We start from the raw sequence: 26,615 nt of genomic DNA on the forward strand, positions 1-26,615 counted from the left end.
CGTCAGGCAGATGAAAGAGTGGTGGCGGTCGAGGACCTTGCCCTAGTCCGCAAATAGGCGAGATCCTGCTGAGCTGTCAGTCCAGGCAGAACTCGTTGCCCTCGGGGTCGGTCATCACGATAAAGCCGGCGCTCATCGGGGGAGCGGGCTCGTAGCGACGCACCCGCGTCGCTCCCAGCGCGACGAGCCAGTCGCACTCGACCTCCAGCGCCGCCATCCGCTCCTCTCCCTGCAGTCCGGGAGCCGCACGGACGTCGAGGTGGACGCGGTTCTTGGCGACCTTGTCCTCCGGCACCTGCTGGAAGAACAGCCGTGGGCCGTGCCCGTCCGGGTCCTCGATGGCCGATCTCGTGTTGCGCTGCTCCTCCGGTACGCCGACCCGCGCGAGGAAGTCGTCCCACGCGGCCAGCGGGTCGGCGTCCTCGGGCAGGTCGACTCCGGGCGGGCCGGGGTGGACGTAGCCCAGTACGTCACGCCAGAAGGACGACAGCGCCCGCGGGTCGTGGGCGTCGAAGGTGACCTGGATGTGGCGGCTCATCGGGTTGCTCCGCTCGTAGCGGGTTTCATGTGCAGGTAGAGGTCGCGCAGCAGGCAGACCTCGGACAGGTGGTGGATCAGCTCGCGGTGGATGTGCAGCACCAGATCGGCCATGGGCGCCTCGGGGAAGGGCTCCTCCGCGCCGACCGGGACCCGGAGCCCGGCCTCGCCGAGGCCGCGCACCCCGGCCAGCCAGACGTCGAGCTGGGCCTCGAGCTGGTCGAGCGCGGTGGCCGCGCTGCCGGCATACTCCCAGGTCTCGTACGACGCCGCCGGCGCGCCGAAGTGCGCCGCGTTGCGCGCGGCGAGCACGCCGACGATGACGTGACCGAGTCGCCAGGCGATCGTGGTGAAAGCCGCGGGGACCGGCTCGGGGAAGGCGTAGTCCACCGTGAAGTCCCCGGCACCGACCTGCACGGGCGCCGTCGAGCTGCCGCGCGGCCGCACGCTCCAGGCGTCCGGCACCGGCGACCAGAAGTACTCGTCGTCGGTGAGGCCGTCGAGCCGGGCTCGGAGCTGATGGTTCCAGTGGAACTCACACTGCTCGCGCAGCGTCCGGTTCCAGTCGAGTTCGTCTGCATCCATGGAGCCACCCTGACACCCCTAGCGGACAGAACTGGTCCGCTATCTCTGACAGGGTGGGCGACATGAACGTGGCAAGCGGTGACCAGCGGGGTACGACGGAGCGGGTGCTCACCCTGCTCGGGCTGCTGCAGCAGCGCCAGGTCTGGACCGGCCCCGAACTCGCCGACCGGCTCGGGGTCACGCCGCGCACGGTACGGCGTGATGTCGAGCGGCTGCGCACGCTTGGCTATCCGGTGCATGCCAGCCAGGGTGTCGGCGGCGGCTACCAGCTCGGCCCGGGGCAGGACCTGCCGCCGCTGCTTCTCGACGACGAGGAGGCGATCGCCACCGCGGTCTCGCTGCTCGCCGGCGCGGGTGGCGGGGTCGCCAGCGCCGGCGACGCCGCACTCCGGGCGCTGACCAAGCTCGACCGGGTGCTGCCCACCCGGCTGCGGCACGAGGTGCGCGCGCTCTCCGGCTCGGTGGAGTCCTTCGGCGGAGGCCGCACGCCGGTCGACCCCGAGGTGCTCATGACGCTGGCCAGAGCCTGCCGCGACGAGGTCGAGGCCGGCTTCGACTACCCGTCCGGGAGCGCGGTGCGACGGCGGCGGGTCGAGCCCTACCGCCTGGTCGCCTCCGACCGGCGCTGGTACCTCCTCGCCTACGACCTCGATCGCGACGACTGGCGCAGCTTCCGCGTCGACCGGATGACCGATGTGTCTGCACGGACCTGGCGCTTCCGCCCGCGCGCGGCGCCCGACGCGGCGACGTACGTGCAGGAGGGTGTGGCGAGTCGGGTCTACCCGCACCAGGCGCGCTTTCTCGTACACGCGTCGGCCGACACGGTGCGCGCGCAGATTCCGGCGTCGGCGGCCGTCGTACGACGGCGAGGAAGCGAGCTCTGCGAGGTGCTCAGTGGCGCCGGCAGCCTCGACGTCGTGCTCATGCACGTGCTCCTGCTGGGGCACGACTTCGAGGTACTCGACCCTCCGGAGCTCGGGAGGCGCTGTCGCGCGCTGGCGGAGAGACTGCTGTCGGCCGGTGCAACGATCTCACCGGTGCCGGACATGGAGGAGTCATGAGCCGCGACCACGCCAGCGCCGAGGAGCGCTTCCGCTGCCTCTATGCCGAGCACGTCGACCCGATCGGCTTCGCCGAGATGCGTCGGAGTAGCAGATGCTTCCTGGATTGCCCGCAAGAATGGCTCAGGATGAATGAGTGTCCCTTCTCATCCAACCTGGGCCACCTGGACCGGGTCTGACCTCAGATGGCCCACGAGAGCGAGAAGAGCCGAAGCCTGGGGCTTCTCACTATCGTGGGCCATCGCGCTGTTTGTCTTCTGATCGTGCCGGGGGCGTGGTGCCGTCACCGAAGGAGACATCGCAAGCCAGACAACGCTGGGTCACCGCCAGGCAGCCACAGGACCAGCATCACCGGCGGCGCGGGCCAAGAGCCAGGAGCCGGCTGAGGTATGCCACCCCGTCCCGCCGGGTAGACACCCGCGTGGACAGCGGACCGATCGGTGACCACGGTTTCCTCGCGGACGGTCGCACCGCGGTCCTGGTGGACCGGGCCGGATCGGTGAACTGGTGGTGCCCACTACGCTTCGACGGGCCCTCCGTCTTCGGGCGGTTGCTCGACGACGACGCCGGGCACTGGTCGATCCAGCCGGCGGACCACTTCACCTCCGAACGGTCCTACCTGGACGACACGCTCGTGCTGCGCACCATCTTCACCACCCGCCAGGGCAGCGTGGCGGTGACCGACGCCCTCGCGCTGGAGCCCGGCGCGCGAGGCCACGAAATCGGCCTGCGCTCACCGCGGGTGCTGGGCCGCGTGGTCGAGGGGCTCTCCGGCGAAGTGCCGGTGCGCCTGGACTACCGGCCACGGTTCGAGTACGGGCGGGTGACCGCCTACCTGACGGGCCACGAGGGCGTGGTCCACGCGACCGCCGGCGGCTGCCAGCTGAGCCTGCGCGCCGACGTCCCTCTGGAGTGCGGTCGCGGTGACGCCACCGCGACCTTCACCGTCCGGGCCGGCCAAACCTACCGCTTCACCCTCGGCCACGCGCCGACCTACGATGCCGACCCGCCCGCGTTGCCCGACGCCGACCGGGTGGTGGCCGACGCCGTCGCCGGCTGGCGCTCCTGGGCCGACCTGCACGCGGACCAGTACCGCGGCCTGTTCCGCGACGAGGTGCGGCACAGCGCCCTCATCCTGCAGGGAATGACCTACCGACCCAGCAGCGCGATCGTCGCGGCGGCCACCACCTCGCTGCCCGAGGAACCGGGTGGGGACCGCAACTACGACTACCGCTACGTCTGGGTGCGCGACTTCAGCCTCACCCTCCAGGCCCTCTGGCGGGCGGCCTGCCCGGACGAGGCCAATCGGCAGTTCACCTGGGTGGCCCGGGCGATGGGGCGCATCGGTGACGAACCGGTGCCCATCATGTACGGGGTGCAGGGGGAGCGGGACCTCACCGAGCACCCCCTCGACCACCTCTCCGGGTACGCCGACAGCCGGCCGGTCTTCGTCGGCAACGACGCCTGGAGGCAGCGGCAGTCCGACGTGCTCGGCGAGATCCTCGACGCGGCCTGGCTGATGCGCCACTACCTCGACCCGATGATGCCCGACGTGCGCCAACTGCTGCGGGACCTCGCCGACCAGGCGGCGCGCAACTGGCAGCGACCGGACGCCGGCATGTGGGAGGCCCGCGACGCCGAACGGCACTACGTCTCGTCCAAGGTGCAATGCTGGACGGCGCTGGACCGGGCCGTCCGCTTCGGCCCGCGGCTCGGCGACCAGACCGACGTGGCCCGCTGGGCCGCCGCCCGGGACGAGATCCGCGAGGCCGTACTGACCCAGGGCTGGCACGAGCGGCTCGGCGCGTACACCGGGGCCTTCGGTTCCGACAACCTGGACGCCTCGGTGCTGCTCATGCCGCTGGTCGGTTTCCTGCCGGCCGACGACCCGCGGATGCGCTCCACAGTGCGCGTGATCGAACGCGAACTGTCCCACGAAGGGCTGCTGCGCCGCTGGGACGGCGACCCGGCCGGCTTCGTCATCTGCTCGTTCTGGCTGGTCAGCTGCCTGGCGCTGGCCGGTGAGGTGGACCGGGCCCACCACATGTTCGGGCGGCTCGCCGCCCGGGTCAACGACCTGGGGCTCTTCGCCGAGCAGATCGACCCGCGCACCGGGGAGCAGCTCGGCAACTTCCCGCAGGCCTTCTCGCACATCGGGCTGATCAATGCCGCCGGCAGGCTCACCGAGGCCGCCCGACGGCGCGACGCCGCGGGCCAGCCGCGACATCCCGTGCCGGCCGGTACGGAACGGACGGAAGGAGCACGCTCATGACTGGACGCCTCGAGGGGAAGACCGCCCTGATCACCGGTTCGGACTCGGGGATCGGGCAGGCCACCGCGATCGAGTTCGGCCGGGAGGGCGCCGACGTGGTGGTGCATTACCTGCACGACCACGCCGGCGCGAACCACACGAAGGCCAAGGTGCAGGAGGCCGGCGGGCGGGCCGTGGTGGTGCAGGGCGACATCAGCGTCGAACACCAGGTCGAGGCGATGTTCGACGAGGCGCTGGCCGAGTTCGGCACGCTGGACATCCTGATGAACGACGCCGGGGTGGACGCCTCCGGCATCCCGGTCGCCGACCTGGACACCGAGACCTGGGACCGGGCCATCCGGATCAACGTCTACGGCACGTTCTTCTGCTCCCGGCGGTTCGTGCGGCATCGTCGCGACCAGGGCGGGCGCGGAAAGATCATCAACATCACCTCCATCCACCAGGAGGTCGCCCGGGCCGGCGGCGCGGACTACGACACCAGCAAGGGCGCCATGCTGGAGTTCGCCAAGAGCCTCGCCCTGGAGGTGGCCCCGATGCGCATGAACGTCAACAACATCGGGCCCGGGATGGTGCTCACCCCGTTCAACCAGCGGGCCATCGACGATCCGAAGTACCTCGAGGAGCAGGTGCAGAGCATCCCCTGGAAGCGGGCCGCCGAACCGGAGGAGATCGCCAAACTCGCCGTCTTCCTGGCCAGCGACGACGCCGACTACGTGACGGGCTCGACGTATTTCATGGACGGCGGCTTGATGCAGAACCAGGGACAGGGCGCTTGATGACTCGATGTCGGGCGGCGTGTGCGCCCGACGTGAGGACTCGCTTCGCCACCACGTGCGAGGGGGAGGGGTCACCAGCCGCCGTAGAGCGTCCCTGATCGCGGCCAGGTTGTTCTCCGAGCCGAAGGCTCCATCGGCGCTGTCACCATTCAAGAGACTTGCGCGGTTTGTAGTCTTTCGCGTTCTTTGGGCGACGGTTGGTCGAGGATGAGTGCAGGGGGACAGCCAAGGGCGCAGGAACCGAAAGGAATTCGCACGTTGCTGCCATCGCAGAGAGAGGAGCCGAAGTCGTGGACATGAAGCTCGAGTTCATCGTGCTGCCGGTCACCGACGTGGAACGGGCTAAGAACTTCTACAAGGCGCTGGGTTGGCGGGAGGATATCGACATCGGCGAGGGGGATGCCCGGGTGGCGCAGGTGACACCGCCCAGGTCGGAGTGCTCGATCATGTTGGGCCGCAGCCTCACCTCGGCCGCGCCCGGCTCCCTGCAGGGCCTGTGCCTGGTGGTGAACGACATCGAGGCGGCCCGGGCCGAGCTGGTTGGCCGCGGCGTCGAGGTGAGCGAGGTGTTCCACGACGCCGACGGTGGAATGCCCCATGCGAACGCTCAAGGACGGGTCCCTGGGCTGGCTCCGGACCGAGCGAGTTATTTCTCGTTCGCCTCGTTCAACGACCCGGACGGCAATGGCTGGTACCTCCAGGAGGTCACCACCCGCTTTCCTGGCCGGCTGTGGTGAGTGCCGGACCGGCTCTTCTCGAGGAGGAGAAACGACACGGGCCGGGCGTCGGGGTGCGCCGGCCGCGCGCGACGTTGATTCGATAATGTACATTATGTCAAGTAAGACGGGCGTGGCCCTCCCCGGCGGCGGCTGCACTGCCTGGGTCAGGCAGCGCCTGCGGGGTCCTCCGACGCGACGGGGCGGTTGTCCGGTCGGGGCCGGATCTGGGGCCGGAGCCCGCGCCCGCCACCGCGGGCGGTGTGGGCACTGTCCAGGGGCCCGGTCGCCTCTACTCGTCAGGAGCGACCCACGGGGCGGGCGTTCCGCTGTCGCCGGCTCGCGGACCAATGCCATCCGGCTCCGTCATCGGGTCTTTCCCCCTCGTCGTCGAGCCGGCCCAGCCTGTCCGTGCCCCCGGCCGTCCATCGTGGCAGGTCGGCTCACACCTGCGGGCCGGGAGGGCCGTTGACGGAAGAACACTCCCCTCTCTCCCACTGGCTCGAACGTGAGAATCATGCATAATATCCCTTATGCATGACAAACGGGACGAGTCGGTTGTACGTCTCATCGAGGAGTTCCTGACCGCGCGGGCCACCCGCAAGCCCTCCCCCCACACCCTGGAGGCGTACCGGCGGGACCTGCGCACCGTCGCCACCCTGATCGGCGCGCACGGCACCCCTCCCCTCCCCCTCGACGAGCTGATGATCTCCGCCCTCTCCTCCCGGGTCATGCGGGCGGCGTTCGCCCGGTTCGCCGCTCCCCGCGCGGCGTCGTCGGTGCACCGGGCCTGGTCCAGCTGGAACAGCTTCTTCACGTTTCTGGTGGCCGAGGGGGTGGTGGCGGGCAATCCGATGCCGGCGGTGGGCCGTCCCCGCGCCCCGCTCCCCCAGCCCAAGCCGCTGCGCGGTGAGGACACCCCGGAGGAGCTGCTGGCCTCGGTGGCGCGGGAGGACGAGCGGCAGCGTGACCCGTGGCCGGAGCGGGACGTGGCGGTGCTGGCGTTGGCGCTCTGCGCCGGGCTGCGCCTGTCGGAGCTGCTGGCGTTGCGGGTGTCGTCGCTGACCGGTCGCCCTGGCGAGCGGCGGGTGGACGTGGCCGGCAAGGGAGGTCGACCCCGGGTGGTGCCGATCGAGCCGGAGCTGGACCGGGTGCTGGTGGCCTACCTGGACAGTCGGACCGGCCGGTTCGGGTCGCGCAGCGTGCGGCCGGACTCGGCGTTGCTGGTGGACCGGCGGGGTGAGCCGCTGCGTCGGGGTGGGCTGCAGTATCTGGTGGATTCCTGTTACCGGCGGGCCGGCATTGTCGACCGGGTGCCGCGGGGTGCGCGCCTGCACGCGCTGCGGCACACGTTCGCGACCCGGCTGGCCGAGGACGGGGCGAGCGCGGCGGAGATCATGCGGCTGCTGGGGCACGCGTCGTTGGCGTCGTCGCAGGCGTACATCGAGGTGACGGCGGGTCAGCAGCGGGCGGCGGTGCGGTCGAACCGGACGAACCGCGCGTTGGCCGGGTTGGTGCCGGATCCTCAGGGCTGACCGGTGAGGATCGCCGGGAGGACGGTGGCGATCGCGGTGGTCGGGTCGAAGTCGGGGTCGGGGTTGGCGAGCTGGTTGTTGAGCAGGCCGTCGATGAGGGCGAGCAGCAGGTGCAGGGCGGGGACGGGGTGGCGGGCGCCGAGGGCGGCCATGAGGGGCGCGGCCCAGGCGGTGAGCTGTTCCTGGCTGGCGGCGATCTGTTGTTGCAGGGCGGGTTGGTGGGCGGCTTCGCCGAAGATGGCGAGTCGGGCGAGGGTGAGGGCGCGGCCGGCGTCGGCGAGGTCCTGGACGAGGGCGCCGACGACGGTGGTGAAGGTGGCGGGGTCGATGCGGTCGAGGCTGCGGGTGAGCCTGTTCCAGCCGGCGGTCTCCCGTTCGAGGATGCGGGTGAGGACGCCGGCGAGGAGGGCTTCGCGGGTGCGGAAGAGGTTGGAGGTGGAGCCGGCGGGCAGGCCGGCGTCGGCGTCGACGGCGCGGTGGGTGAGGTGGCGGGTGCCGCGGGTGCCGAGGACGGTGATGGCGGCGTCGAGGATCTGCTGTCGGCGGTCGGCCATGATCTGACACTACAGCAGTAGTTTCTGGAACTACGTCTGCAGTACGGTCGGGTCATGAGAGGTTCAGCGGCCGTCATCGGGGGCGGCGTCGGCGGGCTCGCCGTGGCGGGCGGGCTGCACCGCGCCGGATGGACGGTGACCGTGTACGAGGGGGCGGCCGGCCCACCGGCCGTCGGCACCGGACTGGGCATCTGGCCGTCGGCCATGCGGGCGCTGGACCGGCTCGGGCTGGGGGCGGCCGCCCGGTCGCGGAGCCGCCTCCAACCCGACGGGGCGATGCGCCGGCCCGACGGTTCGCTGATCGCCAGGCTCGACGTGGCGCGCATCCGCCGCCGGCACGGCGAGGGGGTGCACCTGCTGTCTCGTCCGGCGCTGCTGGGGTTGCTCGCCGAGGCGCTGCCGGCGGGCACGGTCCGCTTCGGCTCCCCGGTGACCGATCCCCTCCCCCTGACCGACGACCATGACGTGGTGGTCGGCGCGGACGGCATCCGCAGCGTGGTGCGCACGGCCATGTTCGGCGACCGGTACCCGCTGCGGTACGCGGGGGTGACGGCGTGGCGGGGCACTGTGGCGCTGGACGTGCCGGCGGGCGGTGAGACCTGGGGTCGGGGCCGCAAGTTCGGCCTGACCCCGCAGGCCCTGGGCGTCACCAACTGGTACGCCGCGCTCGCCGCGCCGGAGGGGTACCGGCCGCCGGAGGGTGACCTGGCGGTGCTGCGGCGGTTGTTCGGTGACTGGCACGATCCGGTCCCCGCGGTGCTGGACCGGGTCGATCCGGGCGGGGTGCTGCACCACGACGTGCACTTCCTGACCGCGTTGCCGTCGTACGTGGGCGGTCGGGTCGTGCTGCTCGGCGATGCCGCGCACGCGATGACGCCGGACCTGGGCCAGGGGGCGTGCCAGGCGCTGGTCGACGCGGTGGCGCTGGTCGACGCGCTGGCCGGGGAGCCGGACGTGCGTGCCGCACTGGCGCGTTACGACCGGGAGCGGCGGCGGCCGACGCAGCGGATGGCGGCGATGGCGGCGCGGGCGAGCCGGCTGTCGCGGGTGCGGCGGTTCACCGGGGTGCGGGACCTGGCGGTACGGGCGGCGCTGTCGTTCGGTCCCCCGGGCTGACGGCGGGTGGCCACTGTCAGAGGTGGCGGCGTCGCCACTGGCTGACGGCGGTTTCCAGAGCCGCCTGCTCATCGCTGAGCAGCTTGCGGACCTGACGCCGGCTACGGCGTTTGACCACCAGCTGCAGCCCCACGAGAGTGAGGACGGCGGTCGTGAGGAGGGCCAGCGCGGTCAGCGCCGGCACCCGGTCTGCCACGGGAATCAGGACGGCGAGCACCCCCGCGGCTGCGATCAGGGCGGGGTCGAGCCGGCGCGCGGCGCGCGCCTCGATGGCCACCAGGGTCAGTACGTACACGATGGTCCCGCCGTAGAGGATGAACAGGTCCAGGCCACCGATCGCGAGCTGCGTCGCTGTGGTGGGCCGGGCGATGACGGCCGTCAGCAGGCGCTCCAGGCCGAGGGCGAACAGGATGATGCCGACGACCAGCGGTAGATGCAGATAGGTGTAGACGTCGCGGGCGAGCGGGATGCGGGCGGGTCCCCGCACGCCGTGCAGGACCTGCTCCACATGGACCGCGAGCACGTCGAAGTACAGCCACCACAGGGCCGCGATGGCGGCGATGCCGAGTATCGCGGCGGTGATGAGGGAGGCGGTTATCGGGCCGCCGCTGCGGTTCGTCGCCCCCACGCCCAGAGCGATGACCGATTCGCCGAGAGCGACGAGCACGATCAGGGCGTGTCGCTCAGCCCAGTGCCCGACGGACCGCAGCCGCCAGCCGGTGCGGCCGACCAGCGCGCCGGCGGCGTACTGCAGGAGTAGCGCCACGACCCAGCAGGCCAGCCGCACGGTGTGGGCGGTACCGGCGGAGAACAGGCGTGGCGGGACCACCGCGCCGACGATGATGATCGCGGTTCCGCCGGCCGTGAGCGCGTTCAGGGCCAGTGACCGCCGTCGTGCCGGCCAACTCGGCCCGACTGTGGTCCACAGGGCGCCGACGAGGATCGCCCACGTCACCAGATACGCGCAGGCGAAGACGAACGGGCCGTCCAGTCCTCCGGCATCAGTTTGGAAGGCGGTCTCCGTGGCCAGGACGAGCACGAAGACCGAAGCCATGACGGCGAAACCCAGCAGCGGCATGATGCCCTGGTCTGCGCGCAGGATGTTGCCCAGCGCGGCGAATCCACTCCAGCACCACCAGAGCAGCGCCAGTACGAGCATGGCCTCCAGCAGCCCGCGCGCGCTCAGATGCTCCGACGTCAGTGTGCCGACGTTGAGGAACGCGAATGCGAACACCAGGTCGTAGAACAGTTCCAGCCGGGTCACCCGGGAACCTGGGGCTCCCCAGCTGATCAGCCGAGATCGGTCTCTGGTATCCACTTTGTCAGTTTTGCAGCATTGGACCGACGGGAACGTCCACAAGCAGGATGCCGGGCAAGAACCGCGGCGCCGCTGGCTACCGCCAGGGCGGATCGTCCTGGGTGAAGGGTGGCCGTGCTCGCGCTGGCCGGGCGGATCGCCGGCGACGCCACCGCGCAGGTGCTAAGCGGTCGTTCCCCGGTGGCAGGATCGGCCGGATGCGGGTGGACGCGGCGCGGGCGGTGGCGGTCGACTGGGTACGCCAGCACGCCCGCCGCGACCCCGGCGTGCGGGGCGCGTTCTTCAGCGGCTCGACCGTTTCCCTGTCCGACGACGCGGTCCTGCCGGCGTCGTCGGACGTGGACGTGCTGCTGGTGCGCGATGAGCCGGGAAAGTTGGGCAAGTTCCGCCACGATGGGGTGCTGCTGGAGGTCACCGCGCTGACCTGGGACGACCTGGGTTCGCCGGAGGACGTGCTGGGGTCGTGGGTGTTCGCGCCGTCGTTCCGGACCGACACCCTCATCACGGATCCGACGGGCCGGCTGGCGGCGATCCGGGAGCGGGTGTCGGCGGGGTTCGCCGACCCGGAGTGGGTGCGGCGGCGCTGCGGCGGGGTGCGCCGGCGGATCGAGGACGGGCTGCGGGTGCTGGACGCCGCGGCGCCGCTGCACGAGCAGGTGACGGCGTGGTTGTTCCCCACGTCGCTGACGGCGGTGCTGCCGGTGGTGGCCGGGCTGCGGGATCCGACGGTGCGACGGCGGTACGTCCTGGCCGGACAGGTGCTGACGGAGCACAGGCTGGCCGGCCGGTACCCGGAGCTGCTGGACCTGCTCGACGGCGGTGGGACGGGTCCGGAGCGGGTGCGGGAGCACCTGGCCGGGTTGGCGGTCACGTTCGACGAGGCGGCGCGGGTGGCGCGGACCCGGTTCTTCTTCAGCGCGGACGTCAGGGCGGCGGCGCGACCGGTGGTGGTCGACGGGGCCGCGGAGCTGGTCGCGGCGGGCGCGCACCGGGAGGCGATGTTCTGGGTCGTGGCCACGTACGCGCGGTGTCACGCGATCCTGGCCGCGGACGCCCCGGAGCGGGAGGCGGCGCGGCGGCCGTGGTTCCTCGCGGCGCTGGCGGACCTGGGGGTGTCGTCGGCGGCGGACCGGCGGCGGCGCGCGGACGCGGTGCTGGCGTGGTTGCCGCGCGGTTGGTCGACGGCGCGGGAGGTGGCGGATGCGGTCCGCCGTCGAGATGTGGCACGCTGAGGGTGGACGCGACTGGCGGCACGGGGATGGGTCAACCATCGGGGAGCTCGTCGCGGGGGTCGACCGCCTGGGCCGCCGCGGACGAGGTGAGCCATGTCTGCTTCCACTTCCCCGACGACGACCACGGCCCGGCTGCTGCCCGGTAAGCCGGTGGCGGAGACGATCCTGGCCGAGGTGGCCGAGGGGGTGTCGGCGTTGCGCGCGGCGGGGGTGACGCCGGCGCTGGCGACGGTGCTGGTGGGTGACGACGACGCGAGCGCCGGGTACATCCGGATCAAGCAGCGGCAGGCGGCGGAGCTGGGCTTCGCGTCCCCGCACGTGCATCTGCCGGCGTCGGCGACGCAGGCCGACCTGCACCGGGTGCTGGAGGATTTCAACGCCGACTCCGGTGTGCACGGGGTGCTGGTGCAGCATCCGATTCCCGGGCATCTGGACTACGACCGGGCGTTGCAGGTCCTCGACCCGGACAAGGACGTGGACGGGATGCACCCGGTCAACATGGGCCGGCTGGCGTTGGGGCTGCCGGGGCCGCTGCCGTGCACGCCGGCGGGAATCGAGGCGTTGCTGGCGTACCACGGGGTGCCGGTGTCCGGGCGTGAGGTGGTGATCCTGGGTCGGGGTGCCACGTTGGGGCGGCCGCTGGCGATGCTGCTGGCGCAGAAGCGGCCGACGGCGAACGCGGCGGTGACGGTGGTGCACACCGGGGTGGCGGACTGGCCGCGGTACACCCGGCGGGCGGAGATCCTGGTGGCGGCGGCGGGGGTGCCGGGCATCGTGCGGCCGGAGCATGTCCGGCCGGGCGCGGTGGTCGTCGGCGGTGGGGTGCGGTACGAGGGGCGGCGGCTGCTGCCGGACGTGGACGAGTCGTGCGCCGAGGTGGCGGGGGCGATCACGCCGCGGGTCGGTGGGGTGGGTCCGACGACGGTGGCGATGCTGTTTCGCAATGCGGTGCGGGCGGCGCAGCGGGCGGCCGGGCAGGGCTGAGCCGCGACCGGCGGGGCGGCCCGGTGCCCGGGTCGCCCTGCTCGGGGGTCAGCCGAGGTCGACGACGAGGGGCCGGTGGTCGGAGATGGTGGAGCAGGGGGTGTTCACGGCGGTGACCGGCGGGAGCCGGTCCAGCCCGTGCCGGTCGGCGAGGATGTGGTCGAGTTGCACCCGGGGCGCGGCGGCCGGGTAGGTGGGGCGCCGGCCCAGCGGCCGCCATCCGGACAGCAGCCGGGCCGGGCCGGCGGGCAGGTTCAGGTCGCCGAGCAGGATGCGCGGGGCGGGCAGGGCGCGCAGCGCCCGCACGACGCGGCGCAGCTGGTGGGCGTTCCAGCCGGGGACGAAGGACAGGTGGGTGGCGGCGACGGTCAGCGGGCCGTGCGGGGTGTCCAGGACGGCGGCGAGGACGACCCGGGGTTCGTCGCGCAGCAGGACCAGGCCGCCGCCGGGGCCGGGCACGTAGATCGGGGACCGGACCGGGGCGGGGCGCAGTCGGGTGACCTGCCAGGACCGCACCGGGTGCCGGCTGATCAGGCCGACGCCGTAGCAGGGTTCGCCGTGGCCGTCGTCGTCGTGGCGCAGCGGGCGGAACTGTTCACCGGGGGTGCCGACCACGGCGGCGGCGAAGCGGTGCTCGGGGGCGTCCAGGGCGCGGGCGGCGATGGCGGTCAGGTCGAGGTTGCCGCTGCGCGACTGGTCCCGGTCGACCTCCTGCAGGGCCAGGACGTCGGCGTCGAGGGCGCGGACCGCGGTGGTGAGCCGGTCGGGGTCGACCAGGCCGTCGTGGAGCGAGCGGCCGTGCAGCAGGTTGAAGGTCGCCAGGCGCACTCCTGCACCCTACGTCCCCGTGCCATCCTTGCCCGATGGTCAAGGCATTGCTCTGTTCGGTGCTGCTGTTCGTCGCCGTCGCCTCGGTGGGGTTGTGGCTGCGCCGCCGCCGGGGCCGCTGACGGGCCGGTGAGGTCGGCCACACGGTGGGGCGGCAGGTCGGGACGGGTGGGAAGAATGGCCGACCGTGGATCCCCTGTCGCTGACCACCCTGCTCACCGCGGCCGCCATGGCCGGCTGGGTCGACGCGGTGGTCGGCGGGGGCGGGTTGCTGCTGCTGCCGGCGCTGCTGGTGGCCGCGCCCGGGGTGCCGGTGGCGACGGCGTTGGGCACCAACAAGCTGGCCGCGATCGCGGGCACCTCCACGGCGGCGGTGACGTACGCGCGCCGTACGAAGATCGACTGGGCGGTGGCGGGGCCGTCGGCGGGGCTGGCGGTGCTCTGCGCCGGTCTCGGTGCTGCCCTGGCGGGGGCGGTGCCGGCGGGGGCGTACCGGCCGGTGGTGCTGGTGGTGCTGGTGTCGGTGGCGCTGTTCGTGGTGTTCCGGCCGCGGCTGGGGGTGGTGGCGCAGCCGGACCGGCGTACCCGGGCGCGGGTGGTCGCGGCGGTGGCGCTGGCCGGGGTGGGCATCGCCCTGTACGACGGGTTGATCGGCCCCGGTACGGGCACCTTCCTGGTGCTGGCGTTCACCGCGCTGGTGGGCGCGGACTTCCTGCACGGGTCGGCCATGGCGAAGGTGGTCAATGCCGGCACGAACCTGGGGGCGCTGGTGGTGTTCGCGGCGACCGGGCACGTGTGGTGGCTGCTGGGCGCGGCGATGGCGGTGTGCAACGTGGCGGGGGCGGCGCTGGGGGCGCGGATGGCGTTGCGCCGTGGCGCCGGGTTCGTGCGGGTCGTACTGCTGGTGGTGGTGCTGGCGTTGGTCGCGAAGCTGGGCTACGACCAGTGGCTGGCCGGCTGAGCGGGCCGGGTCGGCTGGCCGGCTGAGCGCGGGAGCGCTCCGCCGGCCAGCCGGGCGGCTCAGGCGTGCCGGACCACGTCGTGGTAGTTCAGGCGGGGCAGCCGGGGGAACCAGGCGTCCGGGCCGGGGCGACCGATGTTGACCAGCAGCAGGGACTTCCAGCCGGTGTCGGCGAAGAACTCCTTGTCGACGCCGGCGGCGTCGAAGCCGCCCATCGGCCCGGCGGCGAGGCCGGCGGCGCGCACGCCGAGCAGGAAGTAACCGACCTGCAGGGTGGCGTTGAACCGGGCCAGGTGCTCGCGGCCGGCCGGGTCGCCGGCGAGGTGCTCGCGCATGCCGGGGCGGATCGGGAACACGGTGTCCATGTGCTCGTGGAAGTCGGTGTCGGCGGCCAGCACGGCCACCACCGGGGCGGTGGCGGTCTTGGCCTGGTTGCCCTCGGCGACGTGGTCGAGCAGCCGCTCGCGGCCGGCGCCGGGGCGGACGAACAGCACCCGCAGCGGCTGGATGTTCATCGCCGTCGGCGGGTACTTGACCAGGTCGAAGATGGCCCGCAGCTGGTCGTCGCCGACCGGCTCGTCGGTGAAGGTGTTGGCGGTGCGCGCCTCGGTGAACAGCTGCGCCTGGGCCTCGGGGCTCAGGCTGATCAGGTGCTCGGGCAGGACGTCAGTCATCGGGGTTCCTCTGTCGCGGGTACCAGGAATGTGCTCCGATAACGGTAGCAGCTAGTTTTTTAGAAGTGACTTGTCGGTGGTCGTATCCTTGGCGGTATGACGGTCGATCCCCAGCTCGGCGGCGGCCCCCGCGCGTGCGACGGGGGTGTCGCCCGGGCCTTCGCGTTCCTCGGCAAGCGGTGGAACGGCGTCCTGCTGGGCACCCTGGCCAACGGGCCGGCCGGCTTCGCCGAGCTGACCCGCGCCCTGCCCGGCATCAGCGAGTCGGTGCTCTCCGACCGGCTCGGCGAACTGGCCCGGGTCGGCCTGGTCAGCCGCGCCGTCCGGGAGGGCCCGCCGCTGGGGGTCAGCTACCAACTCACCGAGCGCGGCGCCGCGCTGGTGCCCGCCCTGGAGGCACTCGCCCGCTGGGCGCACGACCACCTGCCCGCCGAGCCGACCGGCGGCTGCTGACCCGATGCCGGTCCGCGCCGAACACGACCGGGACGCCCTGGCCGCGCTGCTGCGCCGCGACCCGGTGCTGCACGCCTACCAGCTCGGCGACCTCGACGACTTCTTCTGGCCGTACACCTCGTGGTTCCGCCGCGACGACCAAGTGGCGCTGCTCTACCACGGGGTCGACCCGCCGACGCTGCTGGCGTTCGCGCCACCGGAGCGGACCGCGCAGCTGGCGGCGCTGCTGACCGAGCTGGCGCCGCTGCTACCGGCCCGGCTATGGGCCCACCTCTCCCCCGGCCTGGACGCGGCGCTGGCCCCGTGGTTCCGCGTCGACGCCGCAGCTGTGCATCGGAAGATGGCGCTGACGGACCCGGCCCGGTTGGCGCGGGTGACCCCGGCAGGTGAGCCGCTGGGCCGGACCGACCTGCCGCAGCTGCACGCCCTCTACGCCGCGGCCTACCCGGGCAACTGGTTCGACCCGCGGATGTTGGACACCGGCCAGTACGTCGGCATCCGCGAGGCCGGGGACCTGGTTGCCGTCGCCGGGGTGCACGTCTGGTCGCCCGCCTGGCGGGTCGCCGCGCTGGGCAACGTGACCACCCACCCCCGGGTACGCGGCCGGGGGCTGGCCGGCGCGGCGGTGGCGGCGTTGTGCACCCGGCTGCGGGACACCGTCGACCACGTGACGCTGAACGTCAAGGCGGACAACGTGCCGGCGCTGCGGTTGTACGACCGGCTCGGCTTCACTCCCGTCGCCCACTACACGGAGTGTGCGCTGACCGCGCAGGCGGTGGCCGGACCGCTCTAAGCTTGCCGGTCAGCGCTGGCGGCTGGGTGAGTCGAACCGGCCTGCGCGGATCTCCCGCAACGCCCGGCGCCGGGTCTCGCCGCGCAGGGTGTCGACGTAGAGGCGGCCGGCGAGGTGGTCGGTCTCGTGTTGCAGGGCGCGGGCCAGGAAGCCGCTGCCGGCGATGGTGAGCGGCTCGCCATGCTGGTCGAACCCGTGCGCGGTGGCGTGCATCGCCCGCGGCGTCGGGAAGTACAGCCCGGGAATGGACAGGCAACCCTCGTCATCGTCCTGGAGTTCCTCGGACAGCTCCAGCATCGGGTTGATCATGTGGCCGCGGTGTCCGTCGGCGTCGTAGACGAACACCTGGGCACTCACGCCGATCTGCGGGGCGGCGACCCCGGCGCGGCCGGGTGCGCCGAGCAGGGTGTCCATCAGGTCGTCGACCAGGGCGCGCAGGTCGGCGTCGAAGCTGGTCACCGGCTCGCAAGGGGTGCGCAGCACAGGGTCGCCGATGATCCGGATCGGGCGCATAGTCATGTCCGGAAGGCTATCTGTCCGTTACGGTCCGGGATGTGGCACCCGGGCGGTCAGCCGCCGATCGGCCGGCCCCCGGATGAGGGCACCTCGAGTTCGTCCAGGATGCGGGCCAGGCCGAACTCGAAGGCCCGGGCCGGGTCGGAGGCGGCCCGGTACTCCTGACCGGGCGGCGGAGCCGACCCGGGCGGGGCGCCACCCTCGCGGCGAATCCGGCTCGCCCGGGCGTCACCGCAGATCGTGTCCTGGTGGTGCCACTTCTCCTCCGGGACACAGGCCTCGGGTTGTCAGCGACGAACCGCAGTGGAGCCCGCGGCTTTCGACCTCTTTCCGACGATACTATCCGTTATCACACCTTATGTTGGTAACGTCCCGGATGCCTATCGACGTCGCGTCGCCTTCGACACGGCCTCTAAAGATCATCCCCAGGCGTTGAGGCACCCGACGGAGGGGCCATCTTCCCGCCCCGTCGTCGGAGTGTGGATCCTCGATGACAATCACGACCAGGCCCTTACCGCGTCTACCGGCAGAGCTGTGGGCCGGCATCGACCGGTGGGTGGTCCTCGGCGCGTACTGGGGTTTCTCTCTCGGCCTTGCCTACGCCCAGCGGCATCTGCGGCGGGCCTCGGAGCTGATGCTGTTCCCGGTCAGCGGGTGGTCGGGCGGTTCCGGACGAGGGCCTCGATGCCGTCGAGGATGCGGGCCAGGCCGAACTCGAAGGCCCGCGCCGGGTCCGAGGCCGCCTGGTACTCCTGGCCGGCGGCGGTGCCCACCCGGGCGGCGGTGGGAAACCGCCGCGGGTCCATCGCCTTCTCCAGGTAGGGCGCGTGCGCCCGCCACCACTGCTCGTCGGTCATCCCGGTGCGCTGCGCGGCCTGGGCGGCCTCCACCGCGCCGCGTACCGCGCCGTGGACGTACCCGTCGACGAGGGTGACCACGGCGTCCATCTCCAGGTCGGTCAGGCCGGTGCCCTCCACGGCGCGCAGCTCGTACTCGTACTTGGCGGTGACGTTCGGGCCTAGCGGCGGGCGGGTGGTGGCCACCTGCAGCAGCCACGGGTGCCGCAGGTAGAGCGCCCAGTTCTCCCGGGCGATCTGCTCCAGTCGCCCCCGCCAGCCGCCGGGTACGCGCTCCGGGCGGGCGGTCTCGCCGTAGACGGTGTCGAGCATGACGTCGAGCAGCTCACCCTTGCCCGGCACGTGGGTGTAGAGCGACATGGTGCCCACCCCGAGGCGCTCGGCGACCCGGCGCATGGACAGCGCAGCCAGTCCCTCGGTGTCGGCGACCTCGATCGCGGCCCGCACGATCCGGTCCACGCTCAGGTCGCCGCCCTTGCGGCTGGCCTTCTCGCTGGTACGCCAGAGCAGGGCGAGGCTGCGCGCGGGATCACCGGTGCCGCTGTACTCGACCGTCATGCCCACACCCTACCGTCGCCGATACCGTAGGGCGTACGGCATGGCACCCCGCCGCTCCCCCCGTCGCGCCCGGGAATTCTCGCCTCGGCGGATTGCGGATGGACAGCCGGGTGGCCGGTCAGCCGGCGGCGAGCAGGGCGCGCACCGGGGCGGCCTTCGCCGCCGCCTCGGCGACCTCGGCGGCCGGGTCGCTGTCCCAGGTGATGCCCCCGCCGGCCCAGACGTGCAGCCGGTCGGTGTCCGCGGCGGCGGTCCGGATGGTCAGCCCGAGGTCGAGCCGTCCGGGGCCGACCCAGCCGAGCGCGCCCATGCTGGCGCCCCGTCCGACCGGTTCGAGGGCGGCGATCCGGTCCAGCGCGGCGAGCTTCGGCGCGCCGGTGACCGACCCGCCGGGGCAGACCGCGCGCAGCAGGCCGGCCAGGCCCAGCCCGTCGGCGACCGCCGCGGACACGGTCGACTCGGCCTGCCACAGGTCGCACCAGCGGCGTAGCGCGAACAGCTCGTCGACCCGGACCGACCCGGTGCGCGCCACCCGGGCCAGGTCGTTGCGTTCCAGGTCCACGATCATCACGTGTTCGGCGCGTTCCTTGGCGGAGGCGAGCAGCTCGCGGCGGCCGGTGGCGGTGGCCGGGCGGGTGCCCTTGATCGGGCGGGTGATCACCCGGCCGGCGGTCACCTCGACCAGGGTCTCCGGGGAGGCACAGCCGATCGCCCAGCCGTCGCCGTGCAGGGTGCCGCCGTAGCGGGCGCCGGGCAGCGCGCCGAGCCGGGCCAGCGCCGGCCGGGGGTCGCCGGTGTAGCGGGCGGCGGCGTGCCCGACCACGTTGACCTGGTACACGTCGCCGCGGCCGATGGCGGCCCGGACGGCCTCGACGGCGTCGGCGTGCTGTTGGGGTGTCCAGCTCTCCCGCCAGTCGGCCAGCCACCATCCGCCCGGGCCGGGTGGCGCCGGCCACCGGCGGGCGGCTGTCGCCGGCGCGGGCCGGGCCGGCGCGCCGGCCGGGTCGTGGTCGAAGACGACCACGGCCACGTCGGGCAGCGCCGGGACCGGGCTGGGCCCGCCGGTACGGGCGCCGACCATCGTCGCGCCGGCGGCGGCGGAGACGTACAGGGCGGCCCCGCAGGGCCCGGCCGGATCGTGTGCGGCGGGGCGGGCGAGGTCGGTGACGCCGAGGCCGTGACCGGCGAGGAAGTCCTCGGCGAGCGCGGCCGGATCGCCACCGTCGGTGACTCGCCACTCGTACCGGTCGCGCTCGACGAGCATGTTGCGGCACGACGCCGGCACTGCCGGTACGTCGATCAACGATTCTGGGAGCGTTTCCACGGCGTCTGGACCATTCTCACTCGTCCGTTCAGCGGATTTCGGGTAAACAAGGCGGATGCCTGCTCGATCCGGCGCGCTTCGGCTTGGTACTGTGCGTCACTGGTCATGTGAACCATGACACAGTGCCCCCACAGTCCGGAGAACCCGATGTGTCAGCACCAACCCACCTGCCCCTCCGCTGATGCGACGGACCGGGAAGCCGCCCGGGTCATCGCCTGCTTTCGTGAACAGGGCTGGAGCCTGCTCTGCAACGGTGTCATCGTTTTCGAGGACACCGGTGAGCTGCTCCCCGACGGCAGCACCATCGCCCCGCACCGCGGCCCCGCCCGTCACGCTCTCGTCGCCTGACCGATCACGCTCCGTCACAAGAGCTGGTCACACGGCATCAGGCTAGTCCCCCGGTCAGGGACCGCCCTCCCCAGGTCGACCAACCGGGGCGGCACCGCCGCCGCCCCGGCCCCGATCCCTCAATCCTCGAACGCCTCCGGTGACGGGCACGAGCAGACCAGGTTCCGGTCGCCGTACGCGCCGTCGATCCGCCGCACCGGCGGCCAGTACTTCGCCGCCCGGTCCACCCCGGCCGGGTACGCCCCCACCGACCGCGGATACGGGTGCGGCCACTCGTCGCCCGCCACCATCGCCGCCGTGTGCGGCGCGTTCGCCAGGGGGTTGTCCCCCGCCGGCCACTCCCCGGCACCCACCTTGTCGATCTCCGCCCGGATCGCGATCATCGCGTCGCAGAACCGGTCCAGCTCGGCCAGGTCCTCGCTCTCCGTCGGCTCCACCATCAGCGTCCCCGCCACCGGGAACGACATGGTCGGGGCGTGGAAGCCATAGTCGATCAACCGCTTGGCCACGTCGTCGACGCTCACCCCGGTCGCCCTGCTCAGCGGCCGCAGGTCCAGGATGCACTCGTGCGCCACCAGGCCCTTGTTGCCGGCGTACAGCACCGGGAAGTGGTGGCGCAGCCGCGCCGCCACGTAGTTGGCCGCCAGCACCGCCACCCCGGTCGCCCGGGTCAGCCCCGCCGCGCCCATCATCCGCAGGTACGCCCACGGGATCGGCAGGATCCCCGCCGACCCGTACCGCGCGGCGGAGATCGCCGGCTTGCCGTCGACGGGCGCGCCGGACGGGTCACCGGGCAGGAACGGCGCCAGGTGCGCCCGGACCGCCACCGGGCCGACGCCGGGGCCGCCGCCGCCGTGCGGGATGCAGAACGTCTTGTGCAGGTTCAGGTGCGACACGTCCGCGCCGAACTTCCCCGGCTTGGCGAACCCGACGAGGGCGTTGAGGTTCGCCCCGTCGACGTACACCTGACCGCCGGCGTCGTGCACCTTCGCGCAGAGCTGCGCGATGCCCGTCTCGTACACCCCGTGGGTCGACGGGTAGGTCACCATGATCGCCGCCAGGACGTCCCGGTGCTTGTCGATCTTCGCGTCGAGGTCGACCAGGTCGACGTTGCCGTCGGCGTCGCAGCCGACCACGACCACCCGCATGCCGGCCATCACCGCGGACGCCGCGTTGGTGCCGTGCGCCGACGACGGGATCAGGCAGACCTCCCGGTGCCCCTCGCCCCGGTCCCGGTGGTACGCCCGGATGGCCAGCAGGCCGGCCAGCTCACCCTGCGAGCCGGCGTTGGGCTGCACGCTGACCGCGTCGTAGCCGGTCACCTCGGCCAGCCATGCCTCCAGCTGGGCGATCATCTCCCGGTACCCGGCGGTCTGCGCCTCCGGTGCGAACGGGTGGATGTGCGCGAACTCCGGCCAGCTGACCGGCTCCATCTCGGTGGTGGCGTTGAGCTTCATCGTGCACGAACCGAGCGGGATCATGCCCCGGTCCAGGGCGTAGTCGAAGTCCGACAGCCGCCGCAGGTAGCGCAGCATCGCCGTCTCGGAGTGGTGGGTGCGGAACACCGGGTGGGTGAGGAAGTCCGACGTGCGCGTCAGCGCCTCCGGCAGCCGGGTGGTGGGCTCGCCGTGCGGCGACGGCGCCCCGAACACGGCGCACACCGCGTCCAGGTGCAGCCGGGTCGTCGTCTCGTCGCAGGAGATGCCCACCCGGTCGGCGTCGACCAGCCGCAGGTTGACGCCCCGCTCGGCCGCGGCGGCGACCACCTCGGCCGCCCGTCCCGGCACGACAGCGGTGACCGTGTCGAAGAACGCGACGTCCGCCACCTCGACGCCGCCGTCGCGCAGCGCGTCCGCGAGCAGCGCCGCCATGTCATGGGTACGCCGCGCGATCTCCCGCAGCCCGTCCGGGCCGTGGTACACGGCGTACATGCCGGCCATCACCGCGAGCAGCACCTGCGCGGTGCAGATGTTGCTGGTCGCCTTCTCCCGCCGGATGTGCTGCTCGCGGGTCTGCAACGCCAGCCGGTAGGCCGGGTTGCCGTCGGCGTCCCGGGACACCCCCACCAGGCGGCCGGGCAGCATCCGCTCCAGGCCCGCCCGCACCGCCAGGTAGCCGGCATGCGGCCCACCGAAGCCCATGGGTACGCCGAAGCGCTGGGTGGTGCCGGCGGCGATGTCGGCGCCGATCTCGCCCGGCGAGCGCAGCAGGGTCAGCGCGAGCAGGTCCGCCGCGACGGTGACCAGCGCCCCGGCCGCGTGCGCCGCCTCCACCAGCGGGGAGTGGTCGCGGACCGCGCCGGACGCCCCCGGGTACTGCAGGTGCAGGCCGAAGAACTCGGCGGGCAGCTCGTCGGCGTCCAGGTCGAGCACCCGCACGTCGATGCCGAGCGGCTCGGCCCGGCTGATGATCACCGCGATGGTCTGCGGGAGGGTGTCGGCGTCGACGACGTACACCGGGCTCTTGACCTTGGAGGCGCGGCGGGCGAGGGTCATCGCCTCGGCCGCCGCGGTGCCCTCGTCGAGCATGGAGGCGTTCGCGGTGGCCAGCCCGGTCAGGTCGGTGACCATGGTCTGGAAGTTCAGCAGCGCCTCCAGCCGGCCCTGGCTGATCTCCGGCTGGTACGGCGTGTACGCCGTGTACCAGGCCGGGTCCTCCAGCACGTTGCGGCGGATCACCGCCGGGGTGTGCGTGCCGTGGTAACCCAGGCCGATCATCGACACGGCGACGGTGTTGCGGGCGGCCAGGGCGCGCAGCTCGGCGAGGGCCTCCCGCTCGCTGGCCGGCTCCGGCAGGTCCAGGGTGCCGTGCCAGCGGATCACCTCGGGAATCGCGGCGTCCATCAGCTCGTCGATCGAGCCGTAGCCGACGGCCTCCAGCATCCGACGCTCGTCGGCCTGGCCGGGGCCGATGTGACGGTCGGCGAACTGCTCTGCGGTCATGCGCTGCGCTCCTGCGGGGCGAGGTCGACAAGTCGGCCTCCCCCTGAGTCACGCGCGCGGCGCTCCACAGTGCCTGCCCACGTGGTCCTTTTGCCTGAGAGGTTCCGGGGAGAATCTGCCCCTTCGGCGCCGCCCGGGTGCTGCTGGGCGGTCTCTCCCACGTGGGTGGTACCGGCATGGTCAACGCTACCAGCGTCGGTGCTTCCGGTGGATGTCGTACCCCGGTACGGGCCGACCGGGCCGCTACACCGCCGCCGATTCGGCCAGCGCCGCCCCGACCGGGCCGGCCGAGGGGTCCCCGCCGAGGGCGGGGTCGGGACCGTCGGCATGGTCGGCCAGGGCCGGCAGCAGCGCACCCAGCGGCGCGTCGAGGGTGAGCGTGGCGTGCCCGTCACCGCGGGTCGGACCCTGGTTGACGATGGCGACCGGGATGCCGAGCTTCGCCGCCCGGATCACGAACCGGCGACCCGACATCACCGTCAGCGACGAGCCGAGCACCAGCAGCAGCCGGGCCCGCTCGACCAGCGAGAAACAGTCGGCGACCCGGGGCGGCGGCACGGTCTCGCCGAAGAACACCACGTCCGGCTTCAGCATGCCGGTGCCGCAGATGCCGCAGTCGACCGTGCGGAACCGGGCGACCTGCGCGTCGGGGAGCTCCACGTCACCGTCCGGGTTGACCGCGGCGACGTCGGCGTCGAAGTCGGGATTGGCCTCGTGCAACCGGCGCTCCAGCTCCTCCCGGGAGGTGAGGTTGCCGCAGTCGAGGCAGACCACCTCGTCGAGCCGGCCGTGCAGCTCGATCACCCGTGGGCTGCCCGCCGCGGTGTGCAGGCCGTCGACGTTCTGGGTGATCAGCCCGGTGACCAGGCCGGCCCGCTGCAACCGGGCCACCGCCCGGTGCCCGGCGTTCGGCGCCGCCCGGGCGATCATCCGCCAGCCCAGGTGGCTGCGCGCCCAGTAGCGCCGCCGGGCGTGCGGGTCGCGGGTGAACGCCTGGTAGGTCATCGGGGTGTGCCGGCGGGCGGCGCCGCTAGGCCCCCGGTAGTCCGGGATCCCCGACTCGGTGGACAACCCCGCCCCGCTGAGCACCACGACCCCACCGGCGCCCACCAGCCGGGTCAACGCGTCGAACGTCTCCGTCACCCGTCCATGCTGCCTCAGGCCGGGCCCGAACGACGACCGGTCGGCGGTGCGCACCGGGCGCGGCGGCTACGTCGAGGGCATGCGCGTCGTCATCGCCGGAGGCCGTGGCAAGATCGCCAAGCTGCTGGAACGGGAACTGGCCGGACGCGGAGACACCGCCGTCGGCCTGATCCGCAACGCCGAGCACGCCGCCGCGCTGCGCGCCGCCGGCGCCGAACCGGTCGTCTGCGGCCTGGAACACACCGACGTCGACACCGCCGCCGGGCACCTACGCGGCGCGCACGCGGTGGTCTTCGCCGCCGGGGCCGGCCCGGGCAGCGGCGCCGCCCGCAAGGACACCGTCGACCGGGCCGCCGCCGGGCTGCTCGCCGACGCCGCCGCCCGCGCCGGGGTCCGCCGCTACCTGCTGGTCTCCTCGATGGGGGTCGACGGCGAGCCACCCGCCGGCACCGACGAGGTGTTCGTCGCCTACCTGCGGGCGAAGAAGGCCGCTCCCGCTCCCGCCGGGAGCCGACGCCCGGCACCGCCGGCGGCGCCGGGGCCGGTCGCCGCCCACCGGGCGGAGGGCGCGTCGCCGGCACCGGCCTGCGCCGCGGGCCGGCACCGGACATCCGGTGGCGGGCCGGCCCGCCGATCGCGGCGACGAGCCGGCCCCGTGCCTCAGCGCTGCTGGTACCGGGGCAGCGCCACCTGCGGCTGTCCACCGGACACCGACGCCGCTCCCGCGGCCTCCGTGACGATCCGGTCCATCGTCCGGGCCAGCTGCTCACTGCCGTCGTCGAGGTGCCGCGCCGCCGCCTGCATGTGCGAGATCATCATCTCGCCGAAGATCCGCAGCGCCTCCCGGGTGGCCACGGTGTCGTCGAAGTCCGTCCCGGCCGCGCTGCGGTAGTCCTTCACCGCCCGCTCGGCCTCCTGCTTCGCCTCCTCCGCCGCCGCCCGCATGTAGCTCTCGTACTGCACCTGCGCGTACTCGGCGACCCGCCGGGCGTAGTCGTGCGCCTGCGCGATGATCTGCTCGGCCTCCCGCTGCGCCGCCGACAGCAGGTTGACCTCCTTCGCCGCGGGCAGCTTCACCGACGCGTCGGTGCTCGGGATCACCCCGTGCCGATGCAGCTCCACGTGGTCGTTGAGCCGCTCGTTCTCCGCCCGCAGGTTGGCGAGCTGCGCGGACAGCAGATCCAACTCTTCGGCCACCTGCATCCGGAACCGGTCGACGTCGGCGTGGTCGTACCCGCGCCGGGTGAACGACGCGCTGCCGAACTCCCACCGGCGGACCCGGTCGGCGGTCATCCGCACCTGCACATCGGCGGGGACGTGCACTCCGTCGTACCTGCTGATCGGGGTCGCGCTCACCGGACACCTCCGGAATTGTCAGGGGCGGATGACTGGTCCACCGCCGTCCGCCACGCCGGGCCGTACCAGTGCTTGCCGAAACCCTCGTGGTGCAGTTGACCGGCGTGGTACCCGGCCTGGGTCAACGCCGTCACGGAATGGGAAACCATCTCGTCGGAACCGCAGATGTAGACGTGCCGGGACCGCCAGTCCCCGTCGGCCAACGCCCGGTCCACCGGCTGCACGAACTCACCCGGCCGGCGCAGATCCATGCCCACCACGTAGGTGACGGTCAACCACGGATACGACGCCGCCAACTTGTCGATCGCGTCGTTGTCGTAGAACTCGCTGTGCGAGCGGGCACCCACGTACAGGTCCACCTTGCGGCGGGAACCCTCCGCGGCGACCTGCTCCACCAAGGACTTCACCGGCGCCCAGCCGGTGCCGCTGGCCAGCAGCAGCAGGTCGCTCGGACCCGCCGACCACAGCAGCAGCCGATCCCCCACCGGCGCCGCCAGGTGGATCTGGTCGCCCACCATGCACCCGTACACCAGGCGGGAGGAGACCGCTCCGCCCGGCGCGGCCCGCACGTGCAGCTCCAACGTGCCGTCGGCGCGTGGCGCGTTCGCCGGCGAGTAGTACCGCCACGACCGCACCGCCGGATGGGACACCCCGATCGACTGGCCCGGCGTGAACGGCAGCAGGTACTGCGGCCGCAACGTCAGCACCGCCACGTCGAACGTCCGCCGCTCGTGCCCGACGATCTCGGCCGCCCACCACGGCGGACTCACCGCCTCGGCCGCCTGCGCCGCCTCCGACATCACCTGCGCGACCAGCCCGTACGCCCCGGCCCAGTCCTGGGCAAGCTCCTCGGTCCACTGGTCGCCCAGGAAATGCTGCAACGTCGCCAGCAACGCCTCGCCGACCGCCGGGTAGTGCTCGGCGCGCACCGCGAACTTGCGGTGGTCGGCGCCCAGATCCTGCAGGAACCCGACCAACCCGTCCACCTGGTCCACGTTGGACACGATGTGCCCCAGCGCGGTGACCAGCCGGTCCCGCTGCCCGGCCATGTTCGTGGGGAACATCTGCCGGGTCTCGGGGTGGGCCAGGAACAGTGTCGAATAGAAATAGAGCGGCACCTGGTCGCCGTGCGAGGCGACCAGGGACCAGCTCTGCTTGAGCCGTGCCGCGTCCACG

The 26,615-nt window shown here is 72.8% G+C and carries 26 protein-coding genes, 1 pseudogene and 2 riboswitches; of the genes and pseudogenes, 14 read left to right on the forward strand and 13 right to left on the reverse strand.

Annotation, left to right across the window (positions count from 1 at the left end; translation table 11 throughout):
* Nucleotides 1-76: 76 nt before the first annotated feature.
* Both ACLQ2U_RS27850 and ACLQ2U_RS27855 read right to left on the reverse strand, forming a co-directional pair.
* Nucleotides 77-538, reverse strand: coding sequence for a VOC family protein (locus ACLQ2U_RS27850; RefSeq protein WP_425753873.1), 462 nt, complete (start codon nucleotides 536-538; stop codon nucleotides 77-79).
* Entirely contained in the window at nucleotides 535-1,122 is a 588-nt protein-coding gene (locus tag ACLQ2U_RS27855; protein ID WP_425753874.1) for a DinB family protein, read from the reverse strand. The genes ACLQ2U_RS27850 and ACLQ2U_RS27855 overlap by 4 nt, the downstream gene beginning before the upstream one ends.
* 62 nt (nucleotides 1,123-1,184) lie before the next feature.
* On the opposite strand from ACLQ2U_RS27855, the gene ACLQ2U_RS27860 reads away from it, so the two are divergent.
* The 6 genes from ACLQ2U_RS27860 (at nucleotide 1,185) to ACLQ2U_RS27885 (ending at nucleotide 7,482) form a co-directional block, all read left to right on the forward strand.
* On the forward strand, nucleotides 1,185-2,183 hold the full coding sequence (locus tag ACLQ2U_RS27860) for a helix-turn-helix transcriptional regulator (RefSeq protein ID WP_425753875.1): 999 nt from the start codon (nucleotides 1,185-1,187) through the stop codon (nucleotides 2,181-2,183).
* Entirely contained in the window at nucleotides 2,180-2,362 is a 183-nt protein-coding gene (locus tag ACLQ2U_RS27865) for a hypothetical protein (protein ID WP_425753876.1), read from the forward strand. The genes ACLQ2U_RS27860 and ACLQ2U_RS27865 overlap by 4 nt, the downstream gene beginning before the upstream one ends.
* 242 nt (nucleotides 2,363-2,604) lie before the next feature.
* Nucleotides 2,605-4,455 carry a glycoside hydrolase family 15 protein gene (locus tag ACLQ2U_RS27870; protein WP_425753877.1) on the forward strand — a complete coding sequence of 617 codons (1,851 nt, stop codon included), beginning with the start codon at nucleotides 2,605-2,607 and terminating at the stop codon, nucleotides 4,453-4,455.
* Nucleotides 4,452-5,231: a glucose 1-dehydrogenase gene (locus tag ACLQ2U_RS27875; RefSeq protein ID WP_425753878.1), complete on the forward strand. Its 780-nt coding sequence runs from the start codon at nucleotides 4,452-4,454 to the stop codon at nucleotides 5,229-5,231. The genes ACLQ2U_RS27870 and ACLQ2U_RS27875 overlap by 4 nt, the downstream gene beginning before the upstream one ends.
* 296 nt (nucleotides 5,232-5,527) lie before the next feature.
* Complete coding sequence (locus ACLQ2U_RS27880; protein WP_425753916.1) at nucleotides 5,528-5,968, forward strand: VOC family protein; 441 nt, start codon at nucleotides 5,528-5,530, stop codon at nucleotides 5,966-5,968.
* A gap of 512 nt (nucleotides 5,969-6,480) precedes the next feature.
* On the forward strand, nucleotides 6,481-7,482 hold the full coding sequence (locus ACLQ2U_RS27885; RefSeq protein WP_425753879.1) for a tyrosine-type recombinase/integrase: 1,002 nt from the start codon (nucleotides 6,481-6,483) through the stop codon (nucleotides 7,480-7,482).
* Here the strand turns inward: ACLQ2U_RS27885 and ACLQ2U_RS27890 are convergent.
* Nucleotides 7,473-8,036: a TetR/AcrR family transcriptional regulator gene (locus ACLQ2U_RS27890; protein ID WP_425753880.1), complete on the reverse strand. Its 564-nt coding sequence runs from the start codon at nucleotides 8,034-8,036 to the stop codon at nucleotides 7,473-7,475. The two genes, ACLQ2U_RS27885 and ACLQ2U_RS27890, sit on opposite strands and share 10 nt — an antisense overlap.
* A gap of 54 nt (nucleotides 8,037-8,090) precedes the next feature.
* Between ACLQ2U_RS27890 and ACLQ2U_RS27895 the strand changes: the two genes are divergently transcribed.
* Complete coding sequence (locus ACLQ2U_RS27895; RefSeq protein ID WP_425753881.1) at nucleotides 8,091-9,152, forward strand: FAD-dependent monooxygenase; 1,062 nt, start codon at nucleotides 8,091-8,093, stop codon at nucleotides 9,150-9,152.
* Between the two features lie 16 nt (nucleotides 9,153-9,168).
* On the opposite strand, the gene ACLQ2U_RS27900 is transcribed toward ACLQ2U_RS27895, so the two are convergent.
* Entirely contained in the window at nucleotides 9,169-10,416 is a 1,248-nt protein-coding gene (locus tag ACLQ2U_RS27900) for a low temperature requirement protein A (protein WP_425753882.1), read from the reverse strand.
* Nucleotides 10,417-10,667: 251 nt separating this feature from the next.
* Here ACLQ2U_RS27900 and ACLQ2U_RS27905 point away from each other — a divergent pair, with 251 nt between their 5' ends.
* Nucleotides 10,668-11,702 (forward strand): hypothetical protein, encoded by a 1,035-nt coding sequence (locus ACLQ2U_RS27905; RefSeq protein WP_425753883.1) that lies wholly within the window; start codon nucleotides 10,668-10,670, stop codon nucleotides 11,700-11,702.
* Between the two features lie 3 nt (nucleotides 11,703-11,705).
* Nucleotides 11,706-11,782: riboswitch (ZMP/ZTP riboswitch) on the forward strand.
* 13 nt (nucleotides 11,783-11,795) lie between these two features.
* The gene (locus tag ACLQ2U_RS27910; protein WP_425753884.1) at nucleotides 11,796-12,686 is read left to right on the forward strand and encodes a bifunctional 5,10-methylenetetrahydrofolate dehydrogenase/5,10-methenyltetrahydrofolate cyclohydrolase; all 891 of its coding nucleotides are present in this window, start codon (nucleotides 11,796-11,798) and stop codon (nucleotides 12,684-12,686) included.
* Nucleotides 12,687-12,734: 48 nt separating this feature from the next.
* Here ACLQ2U_RS27910 and ACLQ2U_RS27915 read toward each other — a convergent pair whose 3' ends face one another.
* Complete coding sequence (locus ACLQ2U_RS27915; RefSeq protein WP_425753885.1) at nucleotides 12,735-13,514, reverse strand: endonuclease/exonuclease/phosphatase family protein; 780 nt, start codon at nucleotides 13,512-13,514, stop codon at nucleotides 12,735-12,737.
* Between the two features lie 187 nt (nucleotides 13,515-13,701).
* Between ACLQ2U_RS27915 and ACLQ2U_RS27920 the strand changes: the two genes are divergently transcribed.
* The gene (locus ACLQ2U_RS27920) at nucleotides 13,702-14,475 is read left to right on the forward strand and encodes a sulfite exporter TauE/SafE family protein (RefSeq protein WP_425753886.1); all 774 of its coding nucleotides are present in this window, start codon (nucleotides 13,702-13,704) and stop codon (nucleotides 14,473-14,475) included.
* 59 nt (nucleotides 14,476-14,534) lie between these two features.
* On the opposite strand, the gene ACLQ2U_RS27925 is transcribed toward ACLQ2U_RS27920, so the two are convergent.
* Nucleotides 14,535-15,149 carry a malonic semialdehyde reductase gene (locus tag ACLQ2U_RS27925; RefSeq protein ID WP_425753887.1) on the reverse strand — a complete coding sequence of 205 codons (615 nt, stop codon included), beginning with the start codon at nucleotides 15,147-15,149 and terminating at the stop codon, nucleotides 14,535-14,537.
* A 96-nt stretch (nucleotides 15,150-15,245) separates the two neighbouring features.
* On the opposite strand from ACLQ2U_RS27925, the gene ACLQ2U_RS27930 reads away from it, so the two are divergent.
* Entirely contained in the window at nucleotides 15,246-15,602 is a 357-nt protein-coding gene (locus ACLQ2U_RS27930; RefSeq protein ID WP_425753888.1) for a winged helix-turn-helix transcriptional regulator, read from the forward strand.
* Nucleotides 15,603-15,606: 4 nt separating this feature from the next.
* Complete coding sequence (locus ACLQ2U_RS27935; protein ID WP_425753889.1) at nucleotides 15,607-16,395, forward strand: GNAT family N-acetyltransferase; 789 nt, start codon at nucleotides 15,607-15,609, stop codon at nucleotides 16,393-16,395.
* A gap of 9 nt (nucleotides 16,396-16,404) precedes the next feature.
* On the opposite strand, the gene def is transcribed toward ACLQ2U_RS27935, so the two are convergent.
* The 3 genes from def to ACLQ2U_RS27950 all read right to left on the reverse strand — a co-directional run bounded on the left by def (nucleotide 16,405) and on the right by ACLQ2U_RS27950 (nucleotide 19,590).
* Nucleotides 16,405-16,914 (reverse strand): peptide deformylase, encoded by a 510-nt coding sequence (gene def, locus ACLQ2U_RS27940; RefSeq protein WP_425753890.1) that lies wholly within the window; start codon nucleotides 16,912-16,914, stop codon nucleotides 16,405-16,407.
* 644 nt (nucleotides 16,915-17,558) lie between these two features.
* Nucleotides 17,559-18,326: a TetR/AcrR family transcriptional regulator gene (locus ACLQ2U_RS27945; protein WP_425753891.1), complete on the reverse strand. Its 768-nt coding sequence runs from the start codon at nucleotides 18,324-18,326 to the stop codon at nucleotides 17,559-17,561.
* Nucleotides 18,327-18,444: 118 nt separating this feature from the next.
* Nucleotides 18,445-19,590, reverse strand: coding sequence for a chorismate-binding protein (locus tag ACLQ2U_RS27950; protein WP_425753892.1), 1,146 nt, complete (start codon nucleotides 19,588-19,590; stop codon nucleotides 18,445-18,447).
* A 207-nt stretch (nucleotides 19,591-19,797) separates the two neighbouring features.
* Between ACLQ2U_RS27950 and ACLQ2U_RS27955 the strand changes: the two genes are divergently transcribed.
* Nucleotides 19,798-19,998 (forward strand): DUF5999 family protein, encoded by a 201-nt coding sequence (locus ACLQ2U_RS27955; RefSeq protein ID WP_265009624.1) that lies wholly within the window; start codon nucleotides 19,798-19,800, stop codon nucleotides 19,996-19,998.
* Nucleotides 19,999-20,117: 119 nt separating this feature from the next.
* Here the strand turns inward: ACLQ2U_RS27955 and gcvP are convergent, their stop codons facing one another.
* Entirely contained in the window at nucleotides 20,118-22,940 is a 2,823-nt protein-coding gene (gene gcvP, locus ACLQ2U_RS27960; RefSeq protein WP_425753893.1) for an aminomethyl-transferring glycine dehydrogenase, read from the reverse strand.
* Nucleotides 22,941-23,012: 72 nt separating this feature from the next.
* Nucleotides 23,013-23,110, reverse strand: a riboswitch (glycine riboswitch).
* A 73-nt stretch (nucleotides 23,111-23,183) separates the two neighbouring features.
* The gene (locus tag ACLQ2U_RS27965; protein WP_425753894.1) at nucleotides 23,184-24,083 is read right to left on the reverse strand and encodes an NAD-dependent protein deacetylase; all 900 of its coding nucleotides are present in this window, start codon (nucleotides 24,081-24,083) and stop codon (nucleotides 23,184-23,186) included.
* 79 nt (nucleotides 24,084-24,162) lie between these two features.
* Between ACLQ2U_RS27965 and ACLQ2U_RS27970 the strand changes: the two are divergent.
* Nucleotides 24,163-24,564: pseudogene (locus ACLQ2U_RS27970) on the forward strand (NAD(P)H-binding protein); the annotation flags it as partial.
* A 179-nt stretch (nucleotides 24,565-24,743) separates the two neighbouring features.
* Here ACLQ2U_RS27970 and ACLQ2U_RS27975 read toward each other — a convergent pair.
* Nucleotides 24,744-25,439, reverse strand: coding sequence for a DivIVA domain-containing protein (locus tag ACLQ2U_RS27975; RefSeq protein WP_425753895.1), 696 nt, complete (start codon nucleotides 25,437-25,439; stop codon nucleotides 24,744-24,746).
* Nucleotides 25,436-26,614, reverse strand: a complete 1,179-nt coding sequence (locus ACLQ2U_RS27980) for a globin domain-containing protein (RefSeq protein ID WP_425753896.1) — start codon at nucleotides 26,612-26,614, stop codon at nucleotides 25,436-25,438. The genes ACLQ2U_RS27975 and ACLQ2U_RS27980 overlap by 4 nt, the downstream gene beginning before the upstream one ends.
* Nucleotide 26,615: the final 1 nt, after the last annotated feature.

Source organism: Micromonospora sp. DT47 (assembly GCF_049844475.1).
GTDB lineage: Bacteria > Actinomycetota > Actinomycetes > Mycobacteriales > Micromonosporaceae > Micromonospora.